This window comes from Halobacillus sp. ACCC02827, from assembly GCF_030291935.1.
GTDB lineage: Bacteria > Bacillota > Bacilli > Bacillales > Halobacillaceae > Halobacillus.
In genome coordinates, this window is sequence record NZ_CP128168.1 from 2452899 (window position 1) to 2474938 (window position 22040).

At 45.7% G+C, this 22040-nt stretch carries 22 protein-coding genes; 5 read left to right on the forward strand and 17 right to left on the reverse strand.

What is annotated here, in order from left to right:
* Positions 1-33: 33 nt before the first annotated feature.
* From QRD89_RS13035 to QRD89_RS13050, 4 genes are all read right to left on the reverse strand, one after another.
* Positions 34-429, reverse strand: a complete 396-nt coding sequence (locus tag QRD89_RS13035; protein WP_008635354.1) for a DUF350 domain-containing protein — start codon at positions 427-429, stop codon at positions 34-36.
* 16 nt (positions 430-445) lie between these two features.
* Positions 446-1111, reverse strand: coding sequence for a DUF4247 domain-containing protein (locus QRD89_RS13040; protein ID WP_008635356.1), 666 nt, complete (start codon positions 1109-1111; stop codon positions 446-448).
* A gap of 64 nt (positions 1112-1175) precedes the next feature.
* Positions 1176-1847, reverse strand: a complete 672-nt coding sequence (locus tag QRD89_RS13045) for a PspA/IM30 family protein (RefSeq protein WP_008635361.1) — start codon at positions 1845-1847, stop codon at positions 1176-1178.
* A gap of 15 nt (positions 1848-1862) precedes the next feature.
* Positions 1863-2375, reverse strand: a complete 513-nt coding sequence (locus QRD89_RS13050; RefSeq protein WP_286095412.1) for a DUF4178 domain-containing protein — start codon at positions 2373-2375, stop codon at positions 1863-1865.
* Positions 2376-2597: 222 nt separating this feature from the next.
* Here QRD89_RS13050 and QRD89_RS13055 point away from each other — a divergent pair, with 222 nt between their 5' ends.
* Positions 2598-3563: a bile acid:sodium symporter family protein gene (locus QRD89_RS13055; RefSeq protein ID WP_286095413.1), complete on the forward strand. Its 966-nt coding sequence runs from the start codon at positions 2598-2600 to the stop codon at positions 3561-3563.
* Between the two features lie 41 nt (positions 3564-3604).
* Here QRD89_RS13055 and ald read toward each other — a convergent pair whose 3' ends face one another.
* Positions 3605-4723 carry an alanine dehydrogenase gene (gene ald / locus QRD89_RS13060; protein ID WP_026577099.1) on the reverse strand — a complete coding sequence of 373 codons (1119 nt, stop codon included), beginning with the start codon at positions 4721-4723 and terminating at the stop codon, positions 3605-3607.
* Between the two features lie 41 nt (positions 4724-4764).
* Positions 4765-5529, reverse strand: coding sequence for an SDR family oxidoreductase (locus tag QRD89_RS13065; RefSeq protein ID WP_008635379.1), 765 nt, complete (start codon positions 5527-5529; stop codon positions 4765-4767).
* A 525-nt stretch (positions 5530-6054) separates the two neighbouring features.
* Between QRD89_RS13065 and QRD89_RS13070 the strand changes: the two genes are divergently transcribed.
* Complete coding sequence (locus tag QRD89_RS13070; RefSeq protein ID WP_008635381.1) at positions 6055-6507, forward strand: universal stress protein; 453 nt, start codon at positions 6055-6057, stop codon at positions 6505-6507.
* Between the two features lie 35 nt (positions 6508-6542).
* On the opposite strand, the gene QRD89_RS13075 is transcribed toward QRD89_RS13070, so the two are convergent.
* The 4 genes from QRD89_RS13075 to QRD89_RS13090 form a co-directional block, all read right to left on the reverse strand.
* On the reverse strand, positions 6543-7055 hold the full coding sequence (locus tag QRD89_RS13075) for a MogA/MoaB family molybdenum cofactor biosynthesis protein (RefSeq protein ID WP_286095414.1): 513 nt from the start codon (positions 7053-7055) through the stop codon (positions 6543-6545).
* A gap of 2 nt (positions 7056-7057) precedes the next feature.
* The gene (locus QRD89_RS13080) at positions 7058-7885 is read right to left on the reverse strand and encodes an EcsC family protein (protein WP_286095415.1); all 828 of its coding nucleotides are present in this window, start codon (positions 7883-7885) and stop codon (positions 7058-7060) included.
* Between the two features lie 104 nt (positions 7886-7989).
* Positions 7990-9177, reverse strand: a complete 1188-nt coding sequence (locus tag QRD89_RS13085) for an acetate kinase (protein ID WP_026577097.1) — start codon at positions 9175-9177, stop codon at positions 7990-7992.
* Between the two features lie 122 nt (positions 9178-9299).
* A complete protein-coding gene (locus QRD89_RS13090; RefSeq protein WP_008635392.1) occupies positions 9300-10292 on the reverse strand; it encodes a class I SAM-dependent methyltransferase in 993 nt (330 codons plus the stop codon).
* 246 nt (positions 10293-10538) lie between these two features.
* On the opposite strand from QRD89_RS13090, the gene QRD89_RS13095 reads away from it, so the two are divergent.
* Complete coding sequence (locus tag QRD89_RS13095; RefSeq protein WP_008635394.1) at positions 10539-11345, forward strand: NAD kinase; 807 nt, start codon at positions 10539-10541, stop codon at positions 11343-11345.
* Between the two features lie 63 nt (positions 11346-11408).
* Here QRD89_RS13095 and QRD89_RS13100 read toward each other — a convergent pair whose 3' ends face one another.
* The 5 genes from QRD89_RS13100 to ezrA all read right to left on the reverse strand — a co-directional run bounded on the left by QRD89_RS13100 (position 11409) and on the right by ezrA (position 17626).
* Entirely contained in the window at positions 11409-12995 is a 1587-nt protein-coding gene (locus QRD89_RS13100) for an amidohydrolase (protein ID WP_286095416.1), read from the reverse strand.
* 107 nt (positions 12996-13102) lie between these two features.
* A complete protein-coding gene (gene thiI / locus QRD89_RS13105) occupies positions 13103-14308 on the reverse strand; it encodes a tRNA uracil 4-sulfurtransferase ThiI (protein ID WP_286095417.1) in 1206 nt (401 codons plus the stop codon).
* Between the two features lie 6 nt (positions 14309-14314).
* The gene (locus QRD89_RS13110; RefSeq protein ID WP_008635399.1) at positions 14315-15454 is read right to left on the reverse strand and encodes a cysteine desulfurase family protein; all 1140 of its coding nucleotides are present in this window, start codon (positions 15452-15454) and stop codon (positions 14315-14317) included.
* Positions 15455-15580: 126 nt separating this feature from the next.
* Entirely contained in the window at positions 15581-15922 is a 342-nt protein-coding gene (locus tag QRD89_RS13115) for a hypothetical protein (RefSeq protein ID WP_008635400.1), read from the reverse strand.
* Between the two features lie 12 nt (positions 15923-15934).
* Complete coding sequence (gene ezrA, locus QRD89_RS13120; protein WP_286095419.1) at positions 15935-17626, reverse strand: septation ring formation regulator EzrA; 1692 nt, start codon at positions 17624-17626, stop codon at positions 15935-15937.
* 158 nt (positions 17627-17784) lie between these two features.
* Between ezrA and hisJ the strand changes: the two genes are divergently transcribed.
* Positions 17785-18588, forward strand: a complete 804-nt coding sequence (gene hisJ, locus QRD89_RS13125) for a histidinol-phosphatase HisJ (RefSeq protein WP_286095420.1) — start codon at positions 17785-17787, stop codon at positions 18586-18588.
* Here the strand turns inward: hisJ and refZ are convergent.
* Complete coding sequence (gene refZ, locus QRD89_RS13130) at positions 18578-19177, reverse strand: forespore capture DNA-binding protein RefZ (protein WP_286095421.1); 600 nt, start codon at positions 19175-19177, stop codon at positions 18578-18580. The two genes, hisJ and refZ, sit on opposite strands and share 11 nt — an antisense overlap.
* Positions 19178-19300: 123 nt before the next feature.
* Between refZ and msrC the strand changes: the two genes are divergently transcribed.
* Complete coding sequence (gene msrC, locus QRD89_RS13135; RefSeq protein ID WP_008635418.1) at positions 19301-19780, forward strand: free L-methionine (R)-S-oxide reductase MsrC; 480 nt, start codon at positions 19301-19303, stop codon at positions 19778-19780.
* Between the two features lie 44 nt (positions 19781-19824).
* Here msrC and QRD89_RS13140 read toward each other — a convergent pair whose 3' ends face one another.
* Entirely contained in the window at positions 19825-21705 is a 1881-nt protein-coding gene (locus tag QRD89_RS13140; protein WP_286095422.1) for a sensor domain-containing diguanylate cyclase, read from the reverse strand.
* Positions 21706-22040 lie beyond the last annotated feature (335 nt).

Genomic DNA, 22040 nt, shown 5'->3' on the forward strand with positions numbered 1-22040 from the left:
CCAGGGATTCCTGGGTGGAAAGTCAGCGCTCCCTTATGTAATCGAAGCTCCAATGACAAGCGCCAGTCCTATGGAGACCCCTACAGAAATGATCCCCACTGCCGTATTATTATTCTTCAACTGCGTCTCTACAGAGAACTTTCTAGTGAAAAGCTCGAATAACACATATGCGACCATTTGCAATACGACACCGAACGCTCCCCATATCAACGTATCCCATACAGTAAGGCTGTGATAAATAGCGAACGAAAGAACGATACAGATTCCGATCACTTTTCCAGCAATGGACAACGCCACTGCTTGATTTCCCTCTTTCACTTCATCCCAGTCCTTGTATTGTCTGGTCATCCATTCAAAGATGACTAACCCTATGACTACGACTGCAATGGCAATTGCAAAGTAACCCAGTGTAATTAAAAATGGCTCCATTTATATCTGCCTCCTTTTATTTCCCTACTCCGGGGCCGCCCCCGCGATTATTCGAACTTCTGATTGATCCGGCGCCGGAACCAGAATTGTAGCTTCCATAACCGCCATAACAATCTCCAGCTGCCTGACAGGAAGAACGGCGCTGATCATACCAATTATTTGAACCCAGCATCCGATTAAGAAGGTATCCGGCGAATAATCCATTGAAGAAGCTCGGTGAGTAATTATTCCTTACGAACTCATCGGAAGCTATTTCCATGGTTACAACCCCTGGTTCTTCTTCACTCTCTTGTATGATGACAAAGTCATCATCATATACAAGAACCTGTTTCCCATCCTGCCTTTCACTAATTTCCTCCGGGGGAATCGCTTCTGACAAGGCATCTGCTGTTTCCGGCAAGGATAATTGGCGGGTCGCATACACCTCTGACGTACCTTGATCCGTATTCACTACATCCAATAAAGGAAAATTGTTTCGAATCAATACTTCTGCAGACTGCGCATCCGAATTTTCAATATCTTCCAGAATTTCCGAACGATCCGGTTCTTCAGGAAGGTTCTCATAAGTACTTTCGGCAACAGACCCCGACATCCCTCTTTGTGCATCCCCGCTGTTAAAAAGATTAATAATGACAGCAAGTGCGATGATACCAATGAAGATGAGACCGGTATAATTCTTCACCCTATCTCCTCCTTTCACAAAAAACAGCCGTGCCTAACTAAGATTCAGTTAGGCACGTTCTGTCTTATTCTTTATTCATTTTACGCTTCAAGGCTTCGAGTTCGCTATCCACATTACCCTTATCATCAAGCGCTTCGAATTCATCATCAAGAGAACGGCTGGCAGATGTCATGTCATCGCTCGTTTCCGCCTCCGCCTCAAACTGCATGACCTTCTCTTCCATACGCTCAAATCCCTGACGTGATTCGTCCCCTCCGATACTGGACATCGTACGGTTCATCTTTGTCCTTGTCTTCGCCGATTCTGCACGTGCTTTCAGTGAGTCTTTCTTCAATTTCATTTCCTGATATTCTTTCTTCATGTCATCGAGCTTTTCTCTAAGCGTATTGGCATCCTGCTGCGCACGTTCCCAGGAAGCTTTCAACTGCTCTGCTTGTTCCTGGTGGTTGTTCTTATCTTCTAAAGCGCGTCGTGCCAAATCTTCGTTACCTGCTTCCAGCGCTTTTTCCGCCTGCTTCATCCGCTTATCAGCTAATGCCTGAGAGTCATCGTACTTACGCTTTAACATTTTCTCGTTCGCAATCTGCTTGGCTACAGCACTCTCGGCTTCCCGAATATCGTTCTCCATATCGCGCATGAACTGATCCAGCATTTTCACCGGGTCTTCTGCTTTATCCAACATCGCATTCAATTCCGATCCAACCACTGTTTTCACTCGCTTGAAAAATTTAAACATTCTAGTTCCTCCTTATTATTTCGAACCTGCAATAATTTTTATTTCGTATGGTTCAATATCATATCCTGTACTTGCTTCCACTTCGCTGCCCCAGGACTCCAGACTCAAGTAAGTCTCCTCATCTTCCGAAACATACTCCGCATACCTCGTCGTCCTTCCGTTTATGTTTTTACTTCTTCCTTCACCGGTGACACGCGCTTCGCCTTCCTCGTCCTTATAGAAAGTCTTCCCCTCGTGTGTCAGCTGCTTCGGGTAAGGCATTTGAACGGGCATCTGAACGGTTTCATAGATCCCCAGTTCCAATTCATCATCCATTTCAGCAGCGAGCCATTTGGTCGTATCCCCTTCGAGAAGTTGATAAGAGAACCATTCATATGATCCATCTCTATACGTGATTTTACCTACTACTTCATAGTCTGCCAAATCGTAGGTGATGATATCCCCGACCTGTATGTTTAAGACCGTTCTTTCTTCTACGCTTGATTGCTGTTTTTCTGTTTTTGAAAAAAGCCTTGAAAAGAAACCCAAATCCTCACCTCTCCTTCTTGCTTTGCTCCTGTGTACTATACGTACGAATGAACGTTTCAAAGGTTTCACTCTTTCTAAATATTTTATCGTATTTCCGTCTTTATCTAAATCAATAACTGCTCTTCATTTTTTTTTCGTTTTTTTCCCCTTCTTCAACCTTTGTTTTTTCTGAAAAGAGAGTATAATCAGAAAATATATTTCTACTTGAGGAGCTGACATTAAATGAGAGCATTAGCAAAAGCAAGTCAATTCGTAAGCAGTACCTTCGCCCTCTGGGTCGTTTTATTTGCGGCATTATCCTTTTTTCTGCCTTCCGGTTTCACATGGATCGCTCCTTATATCGTTCCGCTTCTCGGAATCATCATGTTCGGAATGGGGCTGACCCTCTCCAAAAAGGACTTCCAAGAAGTGTTCAAGCGTCCCAAAGACGTTGTCATCGGAGTCGGGGCTCAGTTTGTACTCATGCCGATCCTTGCATTCCTACTTGTAAACATTCTTCCTGTTTCTCCGGAAATTGCGGTAGGAGTCATCCTCGTCGGATGCTGTCCTGGAGGTACTTCCTCCAACGTCATGACTTATTTATCCAAGGGGGATACCGCACTTTCTGTAGCCGTCACCTCTGTATCGACGCTGCTGGCACCATTCCTGACTCCGTTTTTAATCTGGGTCTTCGCAAGCCAGTGGCTGTCCGTATCGGCGTCTGACTTATTTATATCCATTGTAAAGGTGGTACTCGTACCTATTCTGCTGGGATTGGTAGTGAAGGCTGTTTTGAAAGAGAAGGTGGAAGCGGGGGTTAAAGCACTGCCGCTCGTATCTGTCGTCAGCATCGTAGCCATTGTCGGTGCGGTCGTGAGCGTCAACCAAGCACAAATCGCTCAAACCGGAGCTGTCATTTTTGCTATTGTTTTTCTTCACAATATACTCGGGTACGCGGCAGGTTACGGGCTTGGCAAGCTGTTCCGCATGAAAGCACCTCAAAAACGCGCCATCGCTATTGAAGTCGGAATGCAGAATTCCGGACTCGGAGCATCGCTCGCAGCTGTCCACTTCAGTCCACTTGCAGCTGTACCTAGTGCCATCTTCAGCGTATGGCATAACATTTCCGGACCGATCATTGCGACAATTTTTCGGAAACAACAAGAGAAGAAAGAGACAAAGGCGGAGAACTTTCACAAATCAGCGTAAAAAAAGAAGCAGGGAATGGTAAATTCCCTGCTTCTTTTTTATTATGCATGCAATAGATCCTCTGGCGGCGTATACTCCAACCCCTGGGAGTCAGCTACGGCTTTATAAGTAAGATATCCATCCACTGTATGCAGGCCCTTCTTCAACGCTTCATTCTCTCTCAAGGCCTGCAAATATCCCTTACCTGCCAGTTGGAGCGCATAGGGAACCGTGACGTTCGTCAACCCGATTGTAGATGTTCTGGGAACTGCTCCAGGCATGTTCGCAACGGCATAATGCAGCACGCCGTGCTTTAGATAGGTTGGATCGTCATGTGTCGTAATTCGATCCGTCGTCGCGAAAATACCACCTTGGTCGATAGCTACATCAACGATTACCGACCCTTCCGGCATCGCCTTAACCATTTCCTCCGTTACCAGCTTAGGGGCTTTCGCTCCGGGAATTAATACAGCTCCAATGACTAAATCGGACACTGCCAGGGATTCCTGGATGTTCAGTGGATTGGACATGAGTGTCTGAATTGAATCCCCGAATATATCATCCAATTGGCGAAGGCGCTCGGGATTGACATCAATAATGGTTACATCCGCTCCCAGACCAAGGGCGATTTTGGCAGCATTCGTGCCGACTACGCCTCCTCCGATAACCGTCACCCGGCCCCTTGGGACTCCTGGTATTCCACTTAAGAGAATGCCCTTGCCTCCGTGGGATTTCTCAAGAAACTGAGCACCGATTTGGGAAGCCATTCTTCCTGCAACCTCACTCATCGGAGTCAGTAAAGGGAGGGAGCCGTTTGCAAGCTGGACAGTCTCGTAAGCGATGGAAATGACCTTGCTGTCCATTAAAGCACGAGTCAGCTCCGGTTCCGGCGCCAAATGCAGGTAGGTGAACAAGATAAGGCCTTCCCTGAAATAATGATACTCTGCAGGCAGAGGCTCTTTCACCTTCATCACCATTTCCTGATCCCATGCTTCTTTTGCAGACGGGACGATCGTCGCACCTGCTTCCTGGAACTGTTCATCCGTGAAGCTTGAGCCATACCCTGCTCCTGTCTCGACGTAAACGTCGTGACCCGCTCCTGTCAAACTGACGACACCAGCAGGAGTCATTGCAATCCGGTTCTCATTATTCTTCGTCTCTTTTGGTATTCCGATCTTCATAAAGATCGAACCTCCTGTCTAAATTAAATACTTCCCCTTTCTTACCGATGTCGGTGAATGACATCTAAACCCCCAGTCACTTCGTAAATGGATCCTGTAATCATATCTGAATCTTCCCTGCAGAGAAAATCAATGGTTCTGGCTATATCTTCTCCTGTACCCGGTCTGCCGATCGGTGTTTCTTCATCCGAAACTTTCCTGCTTTCTTTTATAGAAGCTTCCTTCCATTCTCCCACAATGTTACCGGGACAAATCATATTGGATGTGATGCCGTATTCCGCTTCTTCAAAGGCGATGGTCTTTGTTAAAGAAACAAGTCCGACTTTTGCTGCAGCAAATGCAGAACGATAAATCCACCCAGATGCTGCATTCGCACCTTGAAAACCATAATTTATAATTCGACCGAATCCTTGATTCCTCATGTGCGGAACCGCTTCTTTCATCAAATAGAAGACAGCATCAAGATTCCCTCTGATCATAGCATCCCACTCTGCCTCTGAATAATCCATCAATTTCTTTCGCTCAAAAATATATGGACCTGCATTATTGATTAGAAAATCGATTCTTCCGAATTGACTAAACGCTTCCTGAATAACAGACTTTACATCTTCTTTATGCGTAACATCAGCCCGAATCAGTTGTATTCTCTCTTCCCATTCTTTAAAGTCATTCCGTAACGATTCGGCTTTTTCTGTGTCATTTAAATAAGTGACTGTCACACTATGACCGTTCTCCAGCATCTTTTCTGTGACTTTCCGCCCCAACCCTTTCGTTCCTGCTGTAATGACTGCGTGTCTCCTAACCATATTCCTTCCTCCTCTTCCGTCAAAACGTTCTATGTAAGCCATTTATATGACTTCGACTCAGGGGATGAGTAAAATGTTTGTGAACCCTGATCGCACTGCTTACAGAGTTCTTTCCAGCAGGGGATATCTTTTGCGGGGCACCTTACCTTTAACAGGTGCTTACCTTTTACTTTACTATAAATACCCCCATCCCATCATTGTTAATGCTTCCGAGCAGGTTGAAATTTCTCTTTCCTACTCTGTACCCTTTTGCTGACAGAGATAAATCCCCCGCAACTAAAGTGCGGGGGATTGTTTCTGTTTATTTACCTTTTCTACCCGATTGATACGTTTCATTAAGTGGCGCCGTCTCTTCCTGCTGTCTTTCATTCTCGCGTTCCAATGGATTGATCGGTTTTTTCTTCACCTTTATCACCTCGGTAAATAATGTTCGCAAAATTCACATTTTTATACATGGAAGAATGGTCTAGAGAAGCTTCCTGCGTGATATAATGAAAATAATTACAAGGAAGGGGGCATCAAGGCATGACGTTTGAATATAAAGATATTGTGGTTGCAGTGGATGGATCGGAAACGGCAGAGGTGGCATTTAAAAAAGCGATCGACATCGCAAATAGGAATGATGCAAATCTCGTTTTGTCCCATGTTGTAGATACAAGGGCTTTTGCGACTGTGGAGGCCTATGACAGATCATTGGCGATCCGAGCAGAAAAGTATGCGTCCGAGCTTTTGGAAGAATATCGGGAAAAAGCATTGAAATCCGGTGTAACCAATGTAGTCGTCCATATTGAATACGGATCACCAAAGGTGAAGATTGCCAAAGATGTCGCTCCCAAATTTCATGCGGACTTAATTATATGCGGCGCTACAGGATTGAATGCCATGGAAAGGTTTTTCATCGGTAGTGTTTCCGAACATATTACTCGGTATGCAAAATGTGACGTACTGGTGGTACGGGCAGATGAAGATAAAAAATAGACAAAAGAGACCGGTAGTAGACCGGTCTCTTTTCCTTATGTATCTTTCTTCAACTCATTTACCACGTGATTTAACTCAGGAAGAATCAGGCGTTCCATTGCAAGCTTCACAGCACCTGTCGAACCAGGCATCGCAAAGACCGCTGTTCGCTTGATAACTCCCGCCGTTGCACGGGACAAGATGGCGGCGGAACCGATATCATCCGTAAAGCTGAGCATCCGGAATATCTCTCCGAATCCCGGCATCCCCTTATCAAGCAATCCATCCACGACCTCCACCGTCACATCGCGCCCGGCAATTCCGGTCCCCCCGTTCAAAAGAATGACATCGATGGAAGCCTCTTCCACGCCTTTATGAATCCAGGAAGCGATCGCTCCTTTTTCATCCTTCACGATTCCATAGTCAGAAGTAACATGTCCTGCCTCTTCCAGTCCTTTCATGATCAACTTCCCACTTTTATCCGTTCGCTCATCTCTCGTATCACTTACGGTGAGCACAAGGCAACGGATAGATTCTTCCGTTTTTCTCCTATGTTCATGTACCGCCATCTTCAATCCTCCTCCTTCTCCAGAATAAATCTGTATTGATAGAACTTCATCGCAAACTCCGTCACCTGCTTCGTCAAGTGAAAATTGGAATATGCGCCGATTGCAATACTGATGAACGGAAGACCCTGGATCAGCTTTTTACGGAACATGAGGATGAACAAGGACTTAAAACATTGTTTTAACGGCTGCTCCAGCCATCCCTCATCCGTCAGGCTGTCATTTCCCTCGTAAATGTAAGGATGTTCCTTGCTTTTTATTTCTTTCACAAGATCGTCCCAGGCGGCCGCCTTCAACCGTTTGGGCAGCGTGGCTGCATGGAAGACCTTAAGGGAGACCATCATTTCATACGGATGATTCATTTCATGACCGAATGTCAATCCAATTAATTGAACCGCCCGAAGGTTCATGAACATCATGAGTGGATAATCCACTCCTAAAAAAAGCCATCCCCCGGTCCCGGTCAACCCACCTTGCGCGAAAGAATAAAAACGGCCTCGTGTCGTTTGCTGTTCAGCGATATACGTCAGCTGGTCAACGGTAAGCCGCTCCTTCATGTCAGAAACGCGTTCAATATTTTCATCGAATACACGCCCCACGGTCAGAATGCGCTCCCTCGCTTCATGCTGATAAGAGGTACCTTGAAGAAAGGCATGCGTGTGAAAGAACCAAGTATCCAGCTGCGTAAAGAACTTCCTGCGCACAACCGGATTCAGCGATAAGAAGCTCTGACGGATCCACTCGTCATAGATACTCTCAAAATCATTAGGTTGATATTGTTCATATTGGGCAAGCCAACTATCCAGTTCAGAAGAAATTCGGTTATAGGACACGACGACACCCCCTGTATTTTCACTACTTTCCATTTATTGTAGACCTAAAGGATAAAAAAAAGCAACGGCTCTTCTAGTCATAGAAGGACCGTTGCGAAAAAACATTATAGACCTTTTTCAACCGTGTCACGTGCAATCATGACTTCCTCGTTCGTAGGAATGACCATGACTTTTACTGGTGAGTGTGGATAGTTAACGAAAGCTTCCGAACGTGTCTGGTTTAAGGATGGATCCCAGTATACGCCCATGAATTCCAGCCCTTTCAGGATACGTTCGCGCATCGTAATACTATTTTCTCCAACACCGGCAGTGAAAATGATTCCGTCTACTCCATGCATACGCGCAGCGTAAGAGCCGATATATTTATGGATACGGGTAACGAATACTTCCAGCGCCATTTCTGCACGCTCGTCTCCTGCATTCGCACGCTTCTCCACATCACGAAGGTCGCTGGATACACCGGAAAGTCCCAGCAGGCCACTTTCCTTGTTCAGGACGTTCATGACTTCATCCGCAGTTTTACCTGTCTTTTCCATAATAAACGGAATCAAGGCAGGGTCGATGTTACCGGAACGCGTTCCCATCGTCACCCCTGCAAGCGGAGTGAAGCCCATAGATGTATCGATGGATTTCCCGCCTTCGATAGCGGCAATACTTGCCCCGTTACCTAAGTGACAGGAAAGCAGGCGAAGTTCCTCAACAGGACGACCGATCATCTCTGCGGCACGCTCGGATACGTATTTGTGAGAAGTTCCATGGAACCCGTACTTACGAATGCCGTAATCTTCATAGTATTCGTAAGGAAGGCTGTAAAGGAACGATTGCTCCGGCATAGACTGGTGGAACGCCGTATCGAATACAGCTACGTGAGGCACGTTTGGAAGTACTTCACGGAACGCCTTAATCCCCGTCAGGTTTGCCGGGTTATGAAGTGGAGCCAAATCAGAAATATCTTCAATTTCCTTAACGATTTCATCTGTGATCAGAATGGACTCGTTAAAACGCTCTCCACCGTGAACAACTCGGTGACCAACACCGTTAATTTCATCCAATGATTTAATGATACCGTTGGCTGTCAATTTATTTAGAAGAATCTTAACTGCTTCTTCGTGGTCAGGAATATTCGTGACCGTTTTATCTTTTTCCCCATTGAATTCAATAGAGAAAATCGCATCATCCAGCCCGATACGCTCAACAAGGCCGACAGTGATGACTTTCTCTTCAGGCATTTCAATCAATTGGAACTTCAATGATGAGCTACCTGCGTTAATAGCAAGAATGTTATTACTCAATGTTGCTCAACCCCTTAAATTTAGGTTCGTAACTTTCTACCATTACTATTTAATCACCCGATCCTGCCAATTTCAAGGCGGTTACGTGATGATAACGTTTACTTCATATATTCATTATTTTCTCACAATTCTCCGGCTTTATAAGCATCAAACCACCCGTTCATCTGAGAGAGGATATCCGCCATGGCGTTCGGATTCTTGAAGGAAGGCAGCTTCGCAAGCAATGCCTGCTTCGGTGCTTTGGTTTCTTTCCCTTTCTTCTGAAGAATAAGGATGCTCTTTCCGTGTTTTTCGTCTTTGAATAAGGAATCAGACAGTTGCAGCATCCCGACGATATGGGCATGTTCACGCAGATAGGCGTTCAGGGATTTGGACTGATCGCTGTCAAACAGGAAGTTTGGAACGATGAACATGAGATAGCCGCCGTCTTTTGTATAGCTCATTCCCTGCTCGATAAATAGGTGATGGGCATAGGAGTGGCCCTCCTCCGCTTGGAGTTCGAACCTTTCTGCGTTAACATCATCCGGATAATATCCGACAGGCAGATCTGCTAACACAAGATCGACCGGTTCCATTAAGAAAGGTTTGAGACTGTCCTGGTGGAAAAACTCAATTTCATTCTCCTGAAGGTTGGCATTAGCGACAGCCAGTTGGACCAATGTAGGATCCACTTCACTGGCATAAGCCGTCAAAGGCATACCGAGCTGATTCATGACGGATGTAAGAAGGTTCCCGCTACCTGCGGCCGGGTCAAACAGCTTTAATGCTTCTTCCCCATCAAATAACTTTGTAGCAAGGTACCCGAGGAACATTGCTACAGAGTCAGGGGTAATTAAATGCTGCTGCTGGGTAGCACCTTTCATCCCTTTCAAAATGGCTAGTTGGACCGCTTTGCGGACTTCCTCTTTTTCAAAATCCTCTTTTTTCACCTTCACCAATTCATTGGTAAGAAAGGTTTGCAGACTGTCCCCCATATCATCGAAGGGTTTGCCATTGAAAAGGACGTCCATTGTTTCCGCAATGGCTTCAAGGTACGTAATGTTCATATCTTCAGAAATGGTCGTAGCCGTATCATCTACCCATTGAAACAGTTTCTCCACTTGTGCTTGCTTCATCATCATTCTCCTTAACTATCAAGAGTTTTCACAGAAAATCGGCGCACCTTCTTTCAACGATCGAGAAAAGTGCGCCTCCCTTCTACCAACGTATCCACTTTCATGGTTGTCTATATCAACCATATCGAAATATGGCCGGCAATTCAACAATGAGAAACTTTACGGATTTGCGCGAAAATTGTGTACGTTTTCAAGAATGAAATGATAAAATATAGGCAAGGTTACTACATAGAAGGAGGAAGTTCCATGACTGATCAAAGAAGAAATCTCTATTTTTATTATCATAAAAAGGAAGAATTAACAGATAAACTGGAGAAACTGTTCCAGTTGGCGAGAGACAACGCCTTTCATATCGTGGAAGATTCCAAAGACGCCAACATCATCATTTCTGTCGGGGGAGACGGCAATTTCCTTCAGGCGGTCAGGAAAACGGGCTTCCGTCAGGATTGTCTTTATGTAGGGATTCGTACGAAGAGCGAAGCTGGTTTGTACTGTGACTTTCACATCGACGATCACGACGAAATGATTGCTTCTATGAAGAACTCGGAAGTGGAAGTAAGAAGGTTTCCTCTCATTGAAACGACCGTCAATGATGAATCGACGTTCCTTTGCCTCAATGAGTGCAGCGTACGTTCCACACTTATTAAATCGATTGTTATTGATGTTCACATCGACGATCTACACTTTGAAACATTTCGAGGAGACGGGCTGATCATCGCTACCCCTACCGGCAGTACAGGATACAATAAATCGACAAAAGGAGCGGTCGTCGATCCGAAACTTCCCTGTTTCCAAATCAGCGAGCTTGCTTCTTTAAACAACAACCGCTACCGCACCTTAGGCTCCTCATTTATCCTCAGCGGGGAAAGAACCTTGCGGCTGGATGTACGCCAGGACGGGAACGATTTTCCGATTATCGGCATGGACAACGAAGCATTCTCGATTCGCAACATTCAAGACATTACCGTAAGTTTAAGCGATAAAGTTGTTAAAACAGTGAAACTGAAAAATAATACCTATTGGGACCGCGTCAAACGCACGTTCCTAGATTGACCACAGAAAAAAGAACGATCAGAAATCCCTGATCGTTCTTTTCTTATCTGATTATTTTTTTCGTCACCTTTGATACATGATCTCCCCGTCAACGACCGTCATCATTACGTTCGCGTCCGCCAACTCATGCGGTTTCAATGCGAACAGGTCTCTATCAAGAATGGTGAAATCCGCTACAAAACCCTTCGCAATCATTCCCTGACTATTTTCTTTATGAATGGCCTGGGCACTGCCCTTCGTATATAAAGAGACCGCTTCATATACAGATAGCCTTTCTTCGGTTTGATAAACCTCGTGATCATAAGTCGCGCGGCGATCCACTGCTGCTCGAATCCCAAGCAAGGGGTTGATCTCTTCAATCGGTGCATCCGAGCCGCCGGCACATTTGATTCCTGCATTAATCAAGGTCTTCCAAGCATACGAAGTCTTCATACGCAGGTTTCCAAGACGATCGATCACCCACGGAAAGTCCGAGGAAACGAAAGTCGGTTGTAAATCAAGGACGACATTCAATGACTTCATCTTCTCAATGATTGCAGCATCTAAAATTTGAGCATGGATAATCCGATCTCTTTCTCCTGTCTTCAGCGGGTTACGCGCAATAGCGTCGACTACAGCTTCCACAGCTCCGTCCCCGATAGCGTGAACGGCAACAGGCATGGACCGCTTTCTTGCTTCTGCCACCAATCCATCCAACTCTTGTTCCGAATGGATGGCTACTCCGTAATTTCCGGGATCATCTGCGTACTCTTCCTTGAGCCATGCCGTTCTGCCACCGAGAGCACCGTCTGAAAAGATCTTCAACGCACCAAGCTCCACGAAGTCTGTCCCTTTTTTAAAGCCGAGATTCTCTCCATCCACCTGTTCAATGACGCCGTGATGAATAAGCAGGTGAGCGCGGAATTTTGTTTCCTCCCCATCGATAACGTGAAGGAAAGCATCGAACGTTTTACGGAAGCCTCCGTAATAGTTCAAATCTTCACTGTGACCACCAACCAGACCATTCGCATGCATATCACTTACAGCAAGCTGTGTTGCCTTCTTTAAATATTCAGGGCTGACTGCAGGCATAGCTCCTTTAATCAGCTCCTGCGCTTGATCGTGAAAATACCCGGTCGCCTTTCCGTCCTTATCCCGGACGATGACACCCCCCTGAGGATCAGGAGTCTTGTCATCGACGCCGGCCGTATCCATGGCATACGAATTAGCAAGTAACGCATGCCTGCAAACACGCGTTAACATGATCGGGTGATCCGAAGAAACCTCATCCAGCTCGTCTCTATGTATAATTCGTTTGTCTTCCCACTGGTTTTCGTTCCAACCATCACCGATGATCCATTCTCCTGCCGGTACCTGCTCCGAGTGAAGCTTCAACGCTTGCTTCACTTCTTCCGCCGACTTCATAAATGAAAGATCAAGCCGCATTAATCTTTCCCCGTGACCGATAATATGAAGGTGGCTGTCCGTGAATCCAGGATACATAACCGCACCTTTCAAATCGTGCTCTGTCTCAATCTTGTCTTGATACGATCCATAAAGATCCTGCGTATCGCCAGCTGCAACGATAACGCCATTATGACTAATAACGGCTTCCACCCATTCGCCTTCTTGTTCCATCGTATAGATTTTCCCACCATACCAAAGTTCCATCAGATCACTCCTCCTGTTCTATTACTATCTATATCGTCCCGGAAGAAAACGAGAACTCCCCCCTTATAATAACCCCCGCTTTACAGAAGCGGGGGAAGGTGCAGAGGTCAAAATAGTTCATCGAATTCTTCCAATTCCTCATGCTTATATTGAGCTGTATCTATGACATAAGACTCGGTGAGAGCTTTATCAATATCTTCTGTGAAGTCGACATTCGATTCATAATAATTCGCCTTCTGGCGATTCGGTTTCGTCTTTGGTGCTTTCGGTACAAAGACGGTACAACAATCTTCAAATGGACGGATGGAGATATCATACGTGCCTATTTTTCGTGCAATGTCTATGATTTCGAGTTTGTCCATCGCTACGAGCGGACGAATAACAGGATAATTCGTCACCTCATTAATAGCACTCATGCTCTCCATCGTCTGACTCGCGACCTGACCAAGACTCTCTCCTGTCGTGATAGAAAGAATATTATTCTGCTCGGCCACCCTCTCACTGATCCGCATCATCATTCTACGCATGATTGTCATACTGTATCCTTGTGGCATCTCGCGTTGAATTTTCTGTTGGATAGCAGTGAAAGGAATCACATGTATCTTGATGTTTGTCCCGAATTTGGATAGTTCCTGTGCAAGTTCAATCACCTTTTGTTTAGCTCGATCACTGGTATATGGAGGGGAGTGGAAATGAATCGCGTCGATAGCTACTCCACGCTTCATCGTCAGGTACCCGGAAACCGGGCTGTCAATTCCTCCAGACAGCATCAACAAACTTTTCCCTGTCGTTCCTACAGGCAAACCTCCAGCCCCAGGATACACCTGGGCTGTAATATACGCTCCTTCATGGCGGACTTCTACTTTAATATCCACATCCGGGTCTCGCACATCCACGGTGACACCTTCTGTATTTCTTAGAATATGACCACCCAGGAGCGGATTAAGCTCCTGAGAGGGAATCGGAAAGGTCTTATCCGTCCTTTTGGATGAGATCTTGAATGTACTCGCATTTTCTGCATCTTGGAAAGCAAGGAGGACAGCTTCTTTTAACTGTTCTTCATCCTTCTCGACTTTCACGGCGAAACTTAAGCTGTGGATGCCGAAGACCTGTTGACAGGCCTGCATCACTTCCTGGGGGTCAGCACCGTTCAATAGAACATACATACGCCCCTGCGTCTTCTCTATTCTAGTCACACGAAAATCTTTCAACTTGCTGATTAAATTCCTTTGGAGCTTCTGTTCAAATGCCCGCTTGTTCTTTCCTTTTAACGCCATCTCTCCGTACCGAATCATAATCCGATCAAAGTTCATGGATGCTCACCTCATCGTTGCTTTTAATTTATCTATCGTAGTAAATAATGCTGTCAAAAACGTTTCCACTTCCTGCAATGTATTCAAATAACTTAAACTTACCCGTAAAGCCGATGTCGTCCGTTCATAATCCATGTTGCACGCTTTTAACACCGCACTAACGTCCGGCTGCTTGGAAGAACAGGCTGACTTAGTGGATATAAATATATCCTGTTCGCCGAGAGCATGGATCACTACTTCCGGCTTGAATCCCGGGATGGAAAAATTAATAATGTGTGGAGCACCATCCTCCGGGGAATTCACCTTGCAGTCATCCCTTTTGGAGAGCTCATTAACGATCTTCGTTCTCAACAAGGAAAGCCGTTCCGATTTACTGTCCCGGTCTTCCATCAACAATCTTAATGCCTTTACAAAGGATACGATTCCTGGAAGGTTCTCGGTTCCAGCCCGGAATTCCACCTCCTGACTCCCACCATGGAGGAGTGGAAAGAGAGTGACATGACTCCTCACCACAAGGGCACCGGTCCCTTTCAAACCATGGATCTTATGTCCGGAAACCGTACAAAGGTCAATCCCCCATTGCTGTATAGGCATATCTACCTTGCCCAGCCCCTGAACATGATCGACGTGGAAGAACGTTTTCGGACGATCCTTAAGCAAGGCTCCTATTTCTTTTATCGGCTGCACTGTTCCAAGCTCATTGTTCACAGACATAATACTGACTAGAATTGTATCGGACCGCAGGCTCTCTTTCAGTTCCTGCACGTTAACCTTCCCGTCCCGCCCTACATTTATATAAGTAACGTCAAAACCCAAAGATTCCAAGGAACGGAATGCTTCCAATACAGAAGGGTGTTCAACCTTCGAAGTGACCAGGTGTCTTCCACGAGCCTGGTGTTGAAGCGCTATACCTTTGACCGCCATATTGTTGCCTTCCGTGCCGCCTGAAGTGAAAACAACTTCGTTCTCCCCTATTCCCAGGAGAGAAGCGGCCTGCTTCCTGGAATGATGGAGCAGACGTTCGGTTTCACTACCAAAACGGTGGACAGAGGACGGATTAGCGTAGTATTGATCTGCTACTTTCCGATAACTATCCAATACATCCGGCAGTGGATGAGTAGTCGCGCTATTGTCTAAATAAATCATGGGAATTGACTCCTTTTTATCAAATTGCAGTCCATAATTGTACCATAATCTCAGGGTAATGAAAACCGCTGCACCGTATCATCCCATCACCACAAAATAAAAGCACCCGCTTCAGCAGGTGCTTCGTCAACTGTTATCTGCAACAGAAACTTGCAGTTCCAATGAGTTCAATACTGTATCGATACTGACCTTACCGTCTTTCTGCATATCTTCTGTCCACTCTTTCGTGAGCATCTGTTTTCCGAGGACGGTGTTGTGCTCGACCGCCTCCTCGCCGGAACTTACATACCGCCGGGCAAGCTCTTGAGAGCTGACCGCTTTATCCTTCATTTGCGGTGCATGCATGCTGTGATTGCTCGCTGTCCTATCATCTGCGCTTTCAGGCATCCAAAGATAAACAGCCAGAACACCGAACCAAACGAGGCACATTCCGGCGCCCAGTCCGGCAGCCAACCACTTCTCTTTCATAGGCTCCACATCCTAAACCATCACTTCTTCTTCCGCGTCGATTTTAGCCATTGCCTGAGGATCGACCTCTTTCACTGCTCTCGCAGCCTCGTTCAAAGCTTCTTCGTAATGATACGTTCGGAACTTCTCTTCCGCTTCCAGCAGCTTGGCAGCGAGGAGCGGGTATTTGCTTCTGTAGCGGTTGCCGTATTGAATCACACGTTCAGCCAATGCAGCTTTCTCCATCACCGACTCGGCATCTTCATTTAATCGTTCTGTCATCTGGACTGCCTCCTCCAGCTTCTCAAGAACGAGCGGCATATCCAACGGCTGTTGTTCAAGATTCAGAAAGACCTCATCGATCTTCTCACTTGCAGCCTTCATATCTGCATAAATAGACGTCGGTATTCCAGGTATATTGCTCCGCTTCAAGCGTCGATGTGTCTCCAGGAGCAGATCTTCCATCCTGCCGAGTTTCTGCTTCGCCTCACGTTCATCTTTACGAAGCGTTTGGACCCGTTCATCAAAGGATTCATGCTGCTCTTTCAACTCCTTCAACTGCTCCTGAACCTGCTTCAACTCATCACGAAGTTCAACGAAAGCTGTTTCCCCGTCATCCCTCTTATAATCAATGCTCATCATCTTCTTAGCAAGCTGACTAAAAGCATGCTTCAGCCCGCGATATGTTTCCGTATCTCCATCTTCCAGCTGGTAAGTTGTCTGCATCTCATCCAGCTCATTTTCGGTGGAAACGATGACTCGTTCTAGGTCTTCCAGCTGATTTTTAAGGGGAAGGAACTGCTTCTCTACATGATGATGTGCTACCGCTTCACTTTCCAAAAGCTGATACATCTCTTGAATTCTTGATTCTATCTCTACAACCGTTTCTTCTACACCTGACTGGTCTGCTTGCTCCATTTTCACTAACTTGTCCGCGAGAAGGCTCTCATAGTCGTGGACTTCCGGGAGAAAATCGAAATGTTCAATTCGATATCCATCGGCTTTCATATCTTCCATTCCACTCTTCAATTCTTTCAACTGCCCCGGAAGTTCCGTCTTTACCTTCTTAAAACGATCCGGGAAGGATTCAACATCTTCCTGAAGTGCGGAAATCTCTTCACGCGCACTTTGCACGAGAGCGTTTGCCTCCAAATAATTCCCTTGTTCCGTTAAACGCTCGAACTCAGCTAATTTTTCTTTAAGAGCATCGACACGCTCTTCAAAGATCCGTACAGCCTTTCCGTACTGGTGCCTGTTTTGAATCAGGATTTTCGTCAGCTCTTTTAATTCCGGTTCAATCGCTTCAATCTCCTGCCTGCTCTGTTTCTCTGAGTCAAGGAGATTTTCCAGTTCCTGCAGCATACCGTCGATATCTTCCTCGACAGAGATCAGCTTCCTCTCCGTCTGCTGAATGGTCGTTTTCACTTTTCTGTACCGATAGCGGTCAGCAGCTTCCTCGGCATCAAAAAGGTCTTCTTCCAAGCTTGGCAGTTCTACGGTGAGGATCCGATCCCAGCGCTCGCGCCACGCTTCGAACTTCTCCTGCGTTTCACCGGAGAGGTTCAAGTTCTTAACCTTGGATAACTCTTCGCTCACTCGACGGTTCATGATTTCCATCTTCCAACTCTCCAGGCGATCTACTTCATCATAGACTCTTTTCCGCCAGATCATCCCTATGATGAAAAATGCCACTAGTAGTAATATAGCCCCTATGACGAACTTCATAAATAGCCTCCTTACCCTGACTGTACAACGGATTAATTACGTTCCGATATATGTTTTTATTGTTTATAATGATACCATGTAAATCAACTTTTTGGCTAAATTATTTCAAAAATATCTACTTATTGACAAAAAATTCTATCACAAAGGAGAAACCACTTATGAAAGATGGACATATTCACTCCCCTTACTGCCCTCACGGTACATCTGACAGCTTAAAAATGTACGTGGAGCAGGCAATCGAACTAGGCTATCAATCCATGACATTCACGGAACACGCCCCTCTCCCCGCTACCTTCCAGGATCCTGTTCCGGAAAAAGACAGCGGTATGAAATTGGAAGATTTAGAGGCCTATTTACATGCGGTTGATGTAGTGAAAAATGAATACAGTGGAGATATACTGGTGCAAAAGGGGCTGGAAATCGATTATATAAAAGGGCATGAGTCAGAAACGACAGCTCTGCTGGATACGTACGGGCCTTCTCTCGATGACAGCATATTATCCGTCCACTTCCTCAAAGGCAGTCAAGGCTGGTACTGTATTGATTACAGTCCGGAAATGTTTCAAGAAGCCGTTAAGGACTTTGGAGATCTCCAACAGCTGTATGCGGCATACAACCAGCGTTTGATTGATTCTGTAAGGGCTGATTTAGGGCCATGGAAGCCCGGACGAATCGGTCATATGACGTTGGTGAAAAAGTTTCAGGAGCTGTATCCCGCCCCTGAAGGATGGGAAACTCTGTCTTCCCACGTTCTACATGTTGTTAAAGATTGCGCCATGACGCTTGACTATAACGGCGCCGGGTTGAAAAAGGCCCATTGCAAAGAGACCTATCCGCCGGTGGAGATCGCAAGAAAGGCCTATGCTATGGGAATACCTCTTATATATGGATCTGACGCACACCAAGCCACTGCTCTCGGCCAGGGACTGTCGGACATTTCAACCCAGCTTCTTACACGTTAGAGATCATCTGGACGGACTTACGTTCTTCCATAAGCTCACTATACACACGGACGAAGTGGTCGATAGAAGCTTCTGTAATGAACGGGTCTTTAAACTCCTGCGGCATCATAAAGGGAGCATTTAATAAACCCTTCCACTGAAGGAGGCAGATTTTTTCCTTAAAAGTGATGCCCATTTGTGAGCTCTTGCTGAATAAAAGCTGGCTGAACAAATGATTTTCCTTCGCAAGATACGTCACAAGCATCTCCCGTGCAAATACAGTATTCAACGATAATTCTCTGTACAGCAAACAAGATAGTTGATAATGGGATTGCTTATAATGTAGAATTTTTTTCACTAATTCATTCATGTTATTCTCAGCAGCAGAGGGCTGCTCGCTTTCCAGCATTTCCAAGTAAGGTTCGAAATAACTGACGGCGAGAGATTCAAACAGACCTTGTTTACTTTTGAAGTAATAATGGATTAACGAGACATTGACATCGGCCGCCTTGGCTATATCGCGTACAGAGGTGCCATGGAAACCGTTGCTGTAGAAAAGACGGCAGGCGACATCTAAGACTTTGTCACGAGTTACATTCTGTCGGTTCATTGCTTTTCCCCCTCTGGGAATAAATTCTCCACCTTTGTGGTTATTCCTGCCGGTAATCGTGCACCAAATCCCGACAGATCGCTCCTTGATTTTGTCGAATCTATTGAATATGGAGGTAATATTGTGTTTCAAACATCTATGTACACTGGAACGAAGCAGGAAAATTATGATCTATTAAACAAACAATTAAAAGCATTAATTGAGGATGAATCCGACGCAATTGCCAACTTAGCCAATGCTTCTTCTCTTCTCAACCAATTCCTTGAGGATGTGAACTGGGTTGGATTTTACCTGTGGAAAGAGGACCAACTTGTATTAGGGCCGTTCCAAGGCCTTCCTGCCTGTGTCAGAATTCCGGCGGCCAAAGGGGTCTGCGGGACTGCTGTATCCGAAGGCAAAGTGCAGCGAATCGCTGACGTCCATGCTTTCCCTGGTCATATCGCTTGTGATGCCGCCTCCCGTTCTGAGATCGTTGTTCCTATTTACAAAGATGGGGAGGTCTATGGGGTCCTTGATATAGACAGCCCGTCTGAAGACAGATTTGATGAAGTGGACGAAGAGAAGTTAACAAACTTTGTTGAAACACTTCAACAGTTCCTTTAATGAATAAGAAGAAAAGCCGCCGTAACAGGCGGCTTTTCTTTGTATTATGGTTGGATATGCTGATGAATGATCACGTTTTTCCCCATTTCCTTCCCCTTATACAAAGCAGCATCGGCTACTTGGACTAACTGCTTCTGCCCAGGAGCTTGACCGCTTTTCTTCCACGAAGCAATTCCGCACGAAACCGTCACGGATGGACGCGTATGCTCTTCCACTTCCACTCTGATCGTTTCTGCATAATCATAGGCTTCCTGAGCAGTCAAATCCGGAACATACAAAGCCAACTCTTCTCCGCCCCATCTGGCAGCCACACCGACGTCAGCTGTGCAGCGCTTAATGATCCTCGCCACTTGACAGATCACCTCATCCCCGATCTGATGGCCGTAGGTATCGTTAACCGCTTTAAAATCGTCAATGTCAAATAAAAGGAAGTGTCCGCTGTCATCCTTCTCTATATGTGCTGCTACTTTTTGGTCCAAGTGGATTCTTGAACTTAATTTCGTTAAATAATCCGTAACGACCGTCTGCTCCAGTTCTTCCCGAAGAATAGAATTCGCAAAAGCTAGTGTGGAATGATGGACAAGCGATTTCAACAGTTTGAACGACTCGAAAGAAAATATACATGGTTCCCTGTGCATGACGACGGCGAGCCCGCTGATGTGATCATGGTCTGTCATCGGAACAGCCATTACTGATCGGAAATCTGAGGAAATGGGGGTGTTCATCGTTGTTACATCACTGATGAATAAAGGACCACTCTCTTCCACTATGACACGTTCGACTTCCTCAAGGAAATCCTGCGGGTCATTCATGGTAAAATAGCTGGAACTGCCCTCAAGCACCTGATAGCCTCCCCCTTCAAGGAAAGTAGCAAATCCCACTTCATCCGCCTGGAAAGAGGATTCAATTTCTTCTGATATATAAGAGATTTTCTCATTCAATCGGATATTGGAATTCAATTTTTTGGAGGTGGCGTTGATTAATTTCAAGTCATTATTCAGCTTACGGGACTGTTGATAAAGCTTCGCATTCTCCAGAGCGTTCCCTGCCGTATTTGCAATCAATAAAAAGAATTCAATGTCTTTCTTTGGAAAATACAGATAGTCAGGAGCTGCTACCTGCAGCACTCCATACACCCCCTGCTTGCCCTTCAGGGGAGCATAAAGAAAAGAACGTCCCTCCTGCAGCCGGTCTTCTATTTGAAGTTCGCCAGTCAGATACGCCTGCGTGCTTGCCTCTGAACCGGCTTCCTTATCGTAACGCAGTTCCTGTACGGGAAGGTCGGACTTGGTCGTATAATCCTGGGAAAGCAGCAGGTTATAAGAGAATTCCGGATATACTTTACGCAGGGTAGCGACAATCTCACTGAGAACTCCGTCCGTATCAATGGAAGAATGAAAATGGGAGGTTACTTTATACAGCAGTTCGTATTTACAACGTTCTTCATAAACCTCATAGTAATCCTCGACCTGCTTCAGGCATTTCAGTACCTCTCCGGACAACCGCTCTTCCCGTTTCCGTTCCGGCATTCCAGCCCCCCGCACTCCGATTACGATAAAACCATGGAGGTGATCTTCTGTTTGCAAAGGAATGATGGAGAAGGAAAACTCCGGTTCGGATACAACCCATTCCGCAAGAAATTCCCTGGATTTCATTTGCCCGTCCTCATCTTCCACCTCTTCCTTGGAAAAATCCGTTCGTATCGCAAGCGGCTCTGCATTCGGTTCTACATGAAGGCGATAACGGCCTTTCCAGTCATCCCAATAATAAATTGCTCCATAATCCGCACGCAAAAATCGTTTCATCTCTCCAGCCATTGCCTGGACAAACCGCTCAAAGGTTTTGGTTTTACCAGCAACGGCCATTTGAAACAACCGGCTCTGCAACGGAATCAATTGATCATCCAACTGTGAATCAATTATCATTTAAGTTCACCTTACTTCCTCCGAATGTATTAGTTATATTTTACCACTACTTTTATCACAATAAATAGTTTGAGTGCGCAAATTTCAAATGTTTTCCTATCCTCGCATAAATCTCTCCTCATACGGTCCGAAATTCAGCGATATCCTCTTGACTTCCTGTCGAAATAAAATTATAATGGTCGTTGTGTAAAATAAATGGCAGCCTATGTGAACCGTCATTGTTATCATTTTGTTCCTCTACTACGAGGTGCATCGCGTAACTCTCTGCTGCTGGGGCGAAGGTGCATGAAAACATAATGAGCAGTGGAACGAGGGACACACTGTTTTTATTTTAT

Excerpts from the sequence above, each read along its gene's own strand:
- QRD89_RS13070 (WP_008635381.1), top strand. The coding sequence starts at position 6,055 with ATGACGTTTGAATATAAAGATATTGTGGTTGCAGTGGATGGATCGGAA.
- ald (WP_026577099.1), bottom strand. The coding sequence starts at position 4,723 with ATGAAGATCGGAATACCAAAAGAGACGAAGAATAATGAGAACCGGATT.
- QRD89_RS13110 (WP_008635399.1), bottom strand. The coding sequence starts at position 15,454 with ATGATTTATTTAGACAATAGCGCGACTACTCATCCACTGCCGGATGTA.
- ezrA (WP_286095419.1), bottom strand. The coding sequence starts at position 17,626 with ATGAAGTTCGTCATAGGGGCTATATTACTACTAGTGGCATTTTTCATC.
- thiI (WP_286095417.1), bottom strand. The coding sequence starts at position 14,308 with ATGAACTTTGATCGGATTATGATTCGGTACGGAGAGATGGCGTTAAAA.
- QRD89_RS13100 (WP_286095416.1), bottom strand. The coding sequence starts at position 12,995 with ATGGAACTTTGGTATGGTGGGAAAATCTATACGATGGAACAAGAAGGC.
- QRD89_RS13115 (WP_008635400.1), bottom strand. The coding sequence starts at position 15,922 with ATGAAAGAGAAGTGGTTGGCTGCCGGACTGGGCGCCGGAATGTGCCTC.
- QRD89_RS13075 (WP_286095414.1), bottom strand. The coding sequence starts at position 7,055 with ATGGCGGTACATGAACATAGGAGAAAAACGGAAGAATCTATCCGTTGC.
- QRD89_RS13090 (WP_008635392.1), bottom strand. The coding sequence starts at position 10,292 with ATGAAGCAAGCACAAGTGGAGAAACTGTTTCAATGGGTAGATGATACG.
- refZ (WP_286095421.1), bottom strand. The coding sequence starts at position 19,177 with ATGAACCGACAGAATGTAACTCGTGACAAAGTCTTAGATGTCGCCTGC.
- hisJ (WP_286095420.1), top strand. The coding sequence starts at position 17,785 with ATGAAAGATGGACATATTCACTCCCCTTACTGCCCTCACGGTACATCT.
- QRD89_RS13045 (WP_008635361.1), bottom strand. The coding sequence starts at position 1,847 with ATGTTTAAATTTTTCAAGCGAGTGAAAACAGTGGTTGGATCGGAATTG.
- QRD89_RS13140 (WP_286095422.1), bottom strand. The coding sequence starts at position 21,705 with ATGATAATTGATTCACAGTTGGATGATCAATTGATTCCGTTGCAGAGC.
- QRD89_RS13095 (WP_008635394.1), top strand. The coding sequence starts at position 10,539 with ATGACTGATCAAAGAAGAAATCTCTATTTTTATTATCATAAAAAGGAA.
- QRD89_RS13035 (WP_008635354.1), bottom strand. The coding sequence starts at position 429 with ATGGAGCCATTTTTAATTACACTGGGTTACTTTGCAATTGCCATTGCA.
- QRD89_RS13065 (WP_008635379.1), bottom strand. The coding sequence starts at position 5,529 with ATGGTTAGGAGACACGCAGTCATTACAGCAGGAACGAAAGGGTTGGGG.
- QRD89_RS13055 (WP_286095413.1), top strand. The coding sequence starts at position 2,598 with ATGAGAGCATTAGCAAAAGCAAGTCAATTCGTAAGCAGTACCTTCGCC.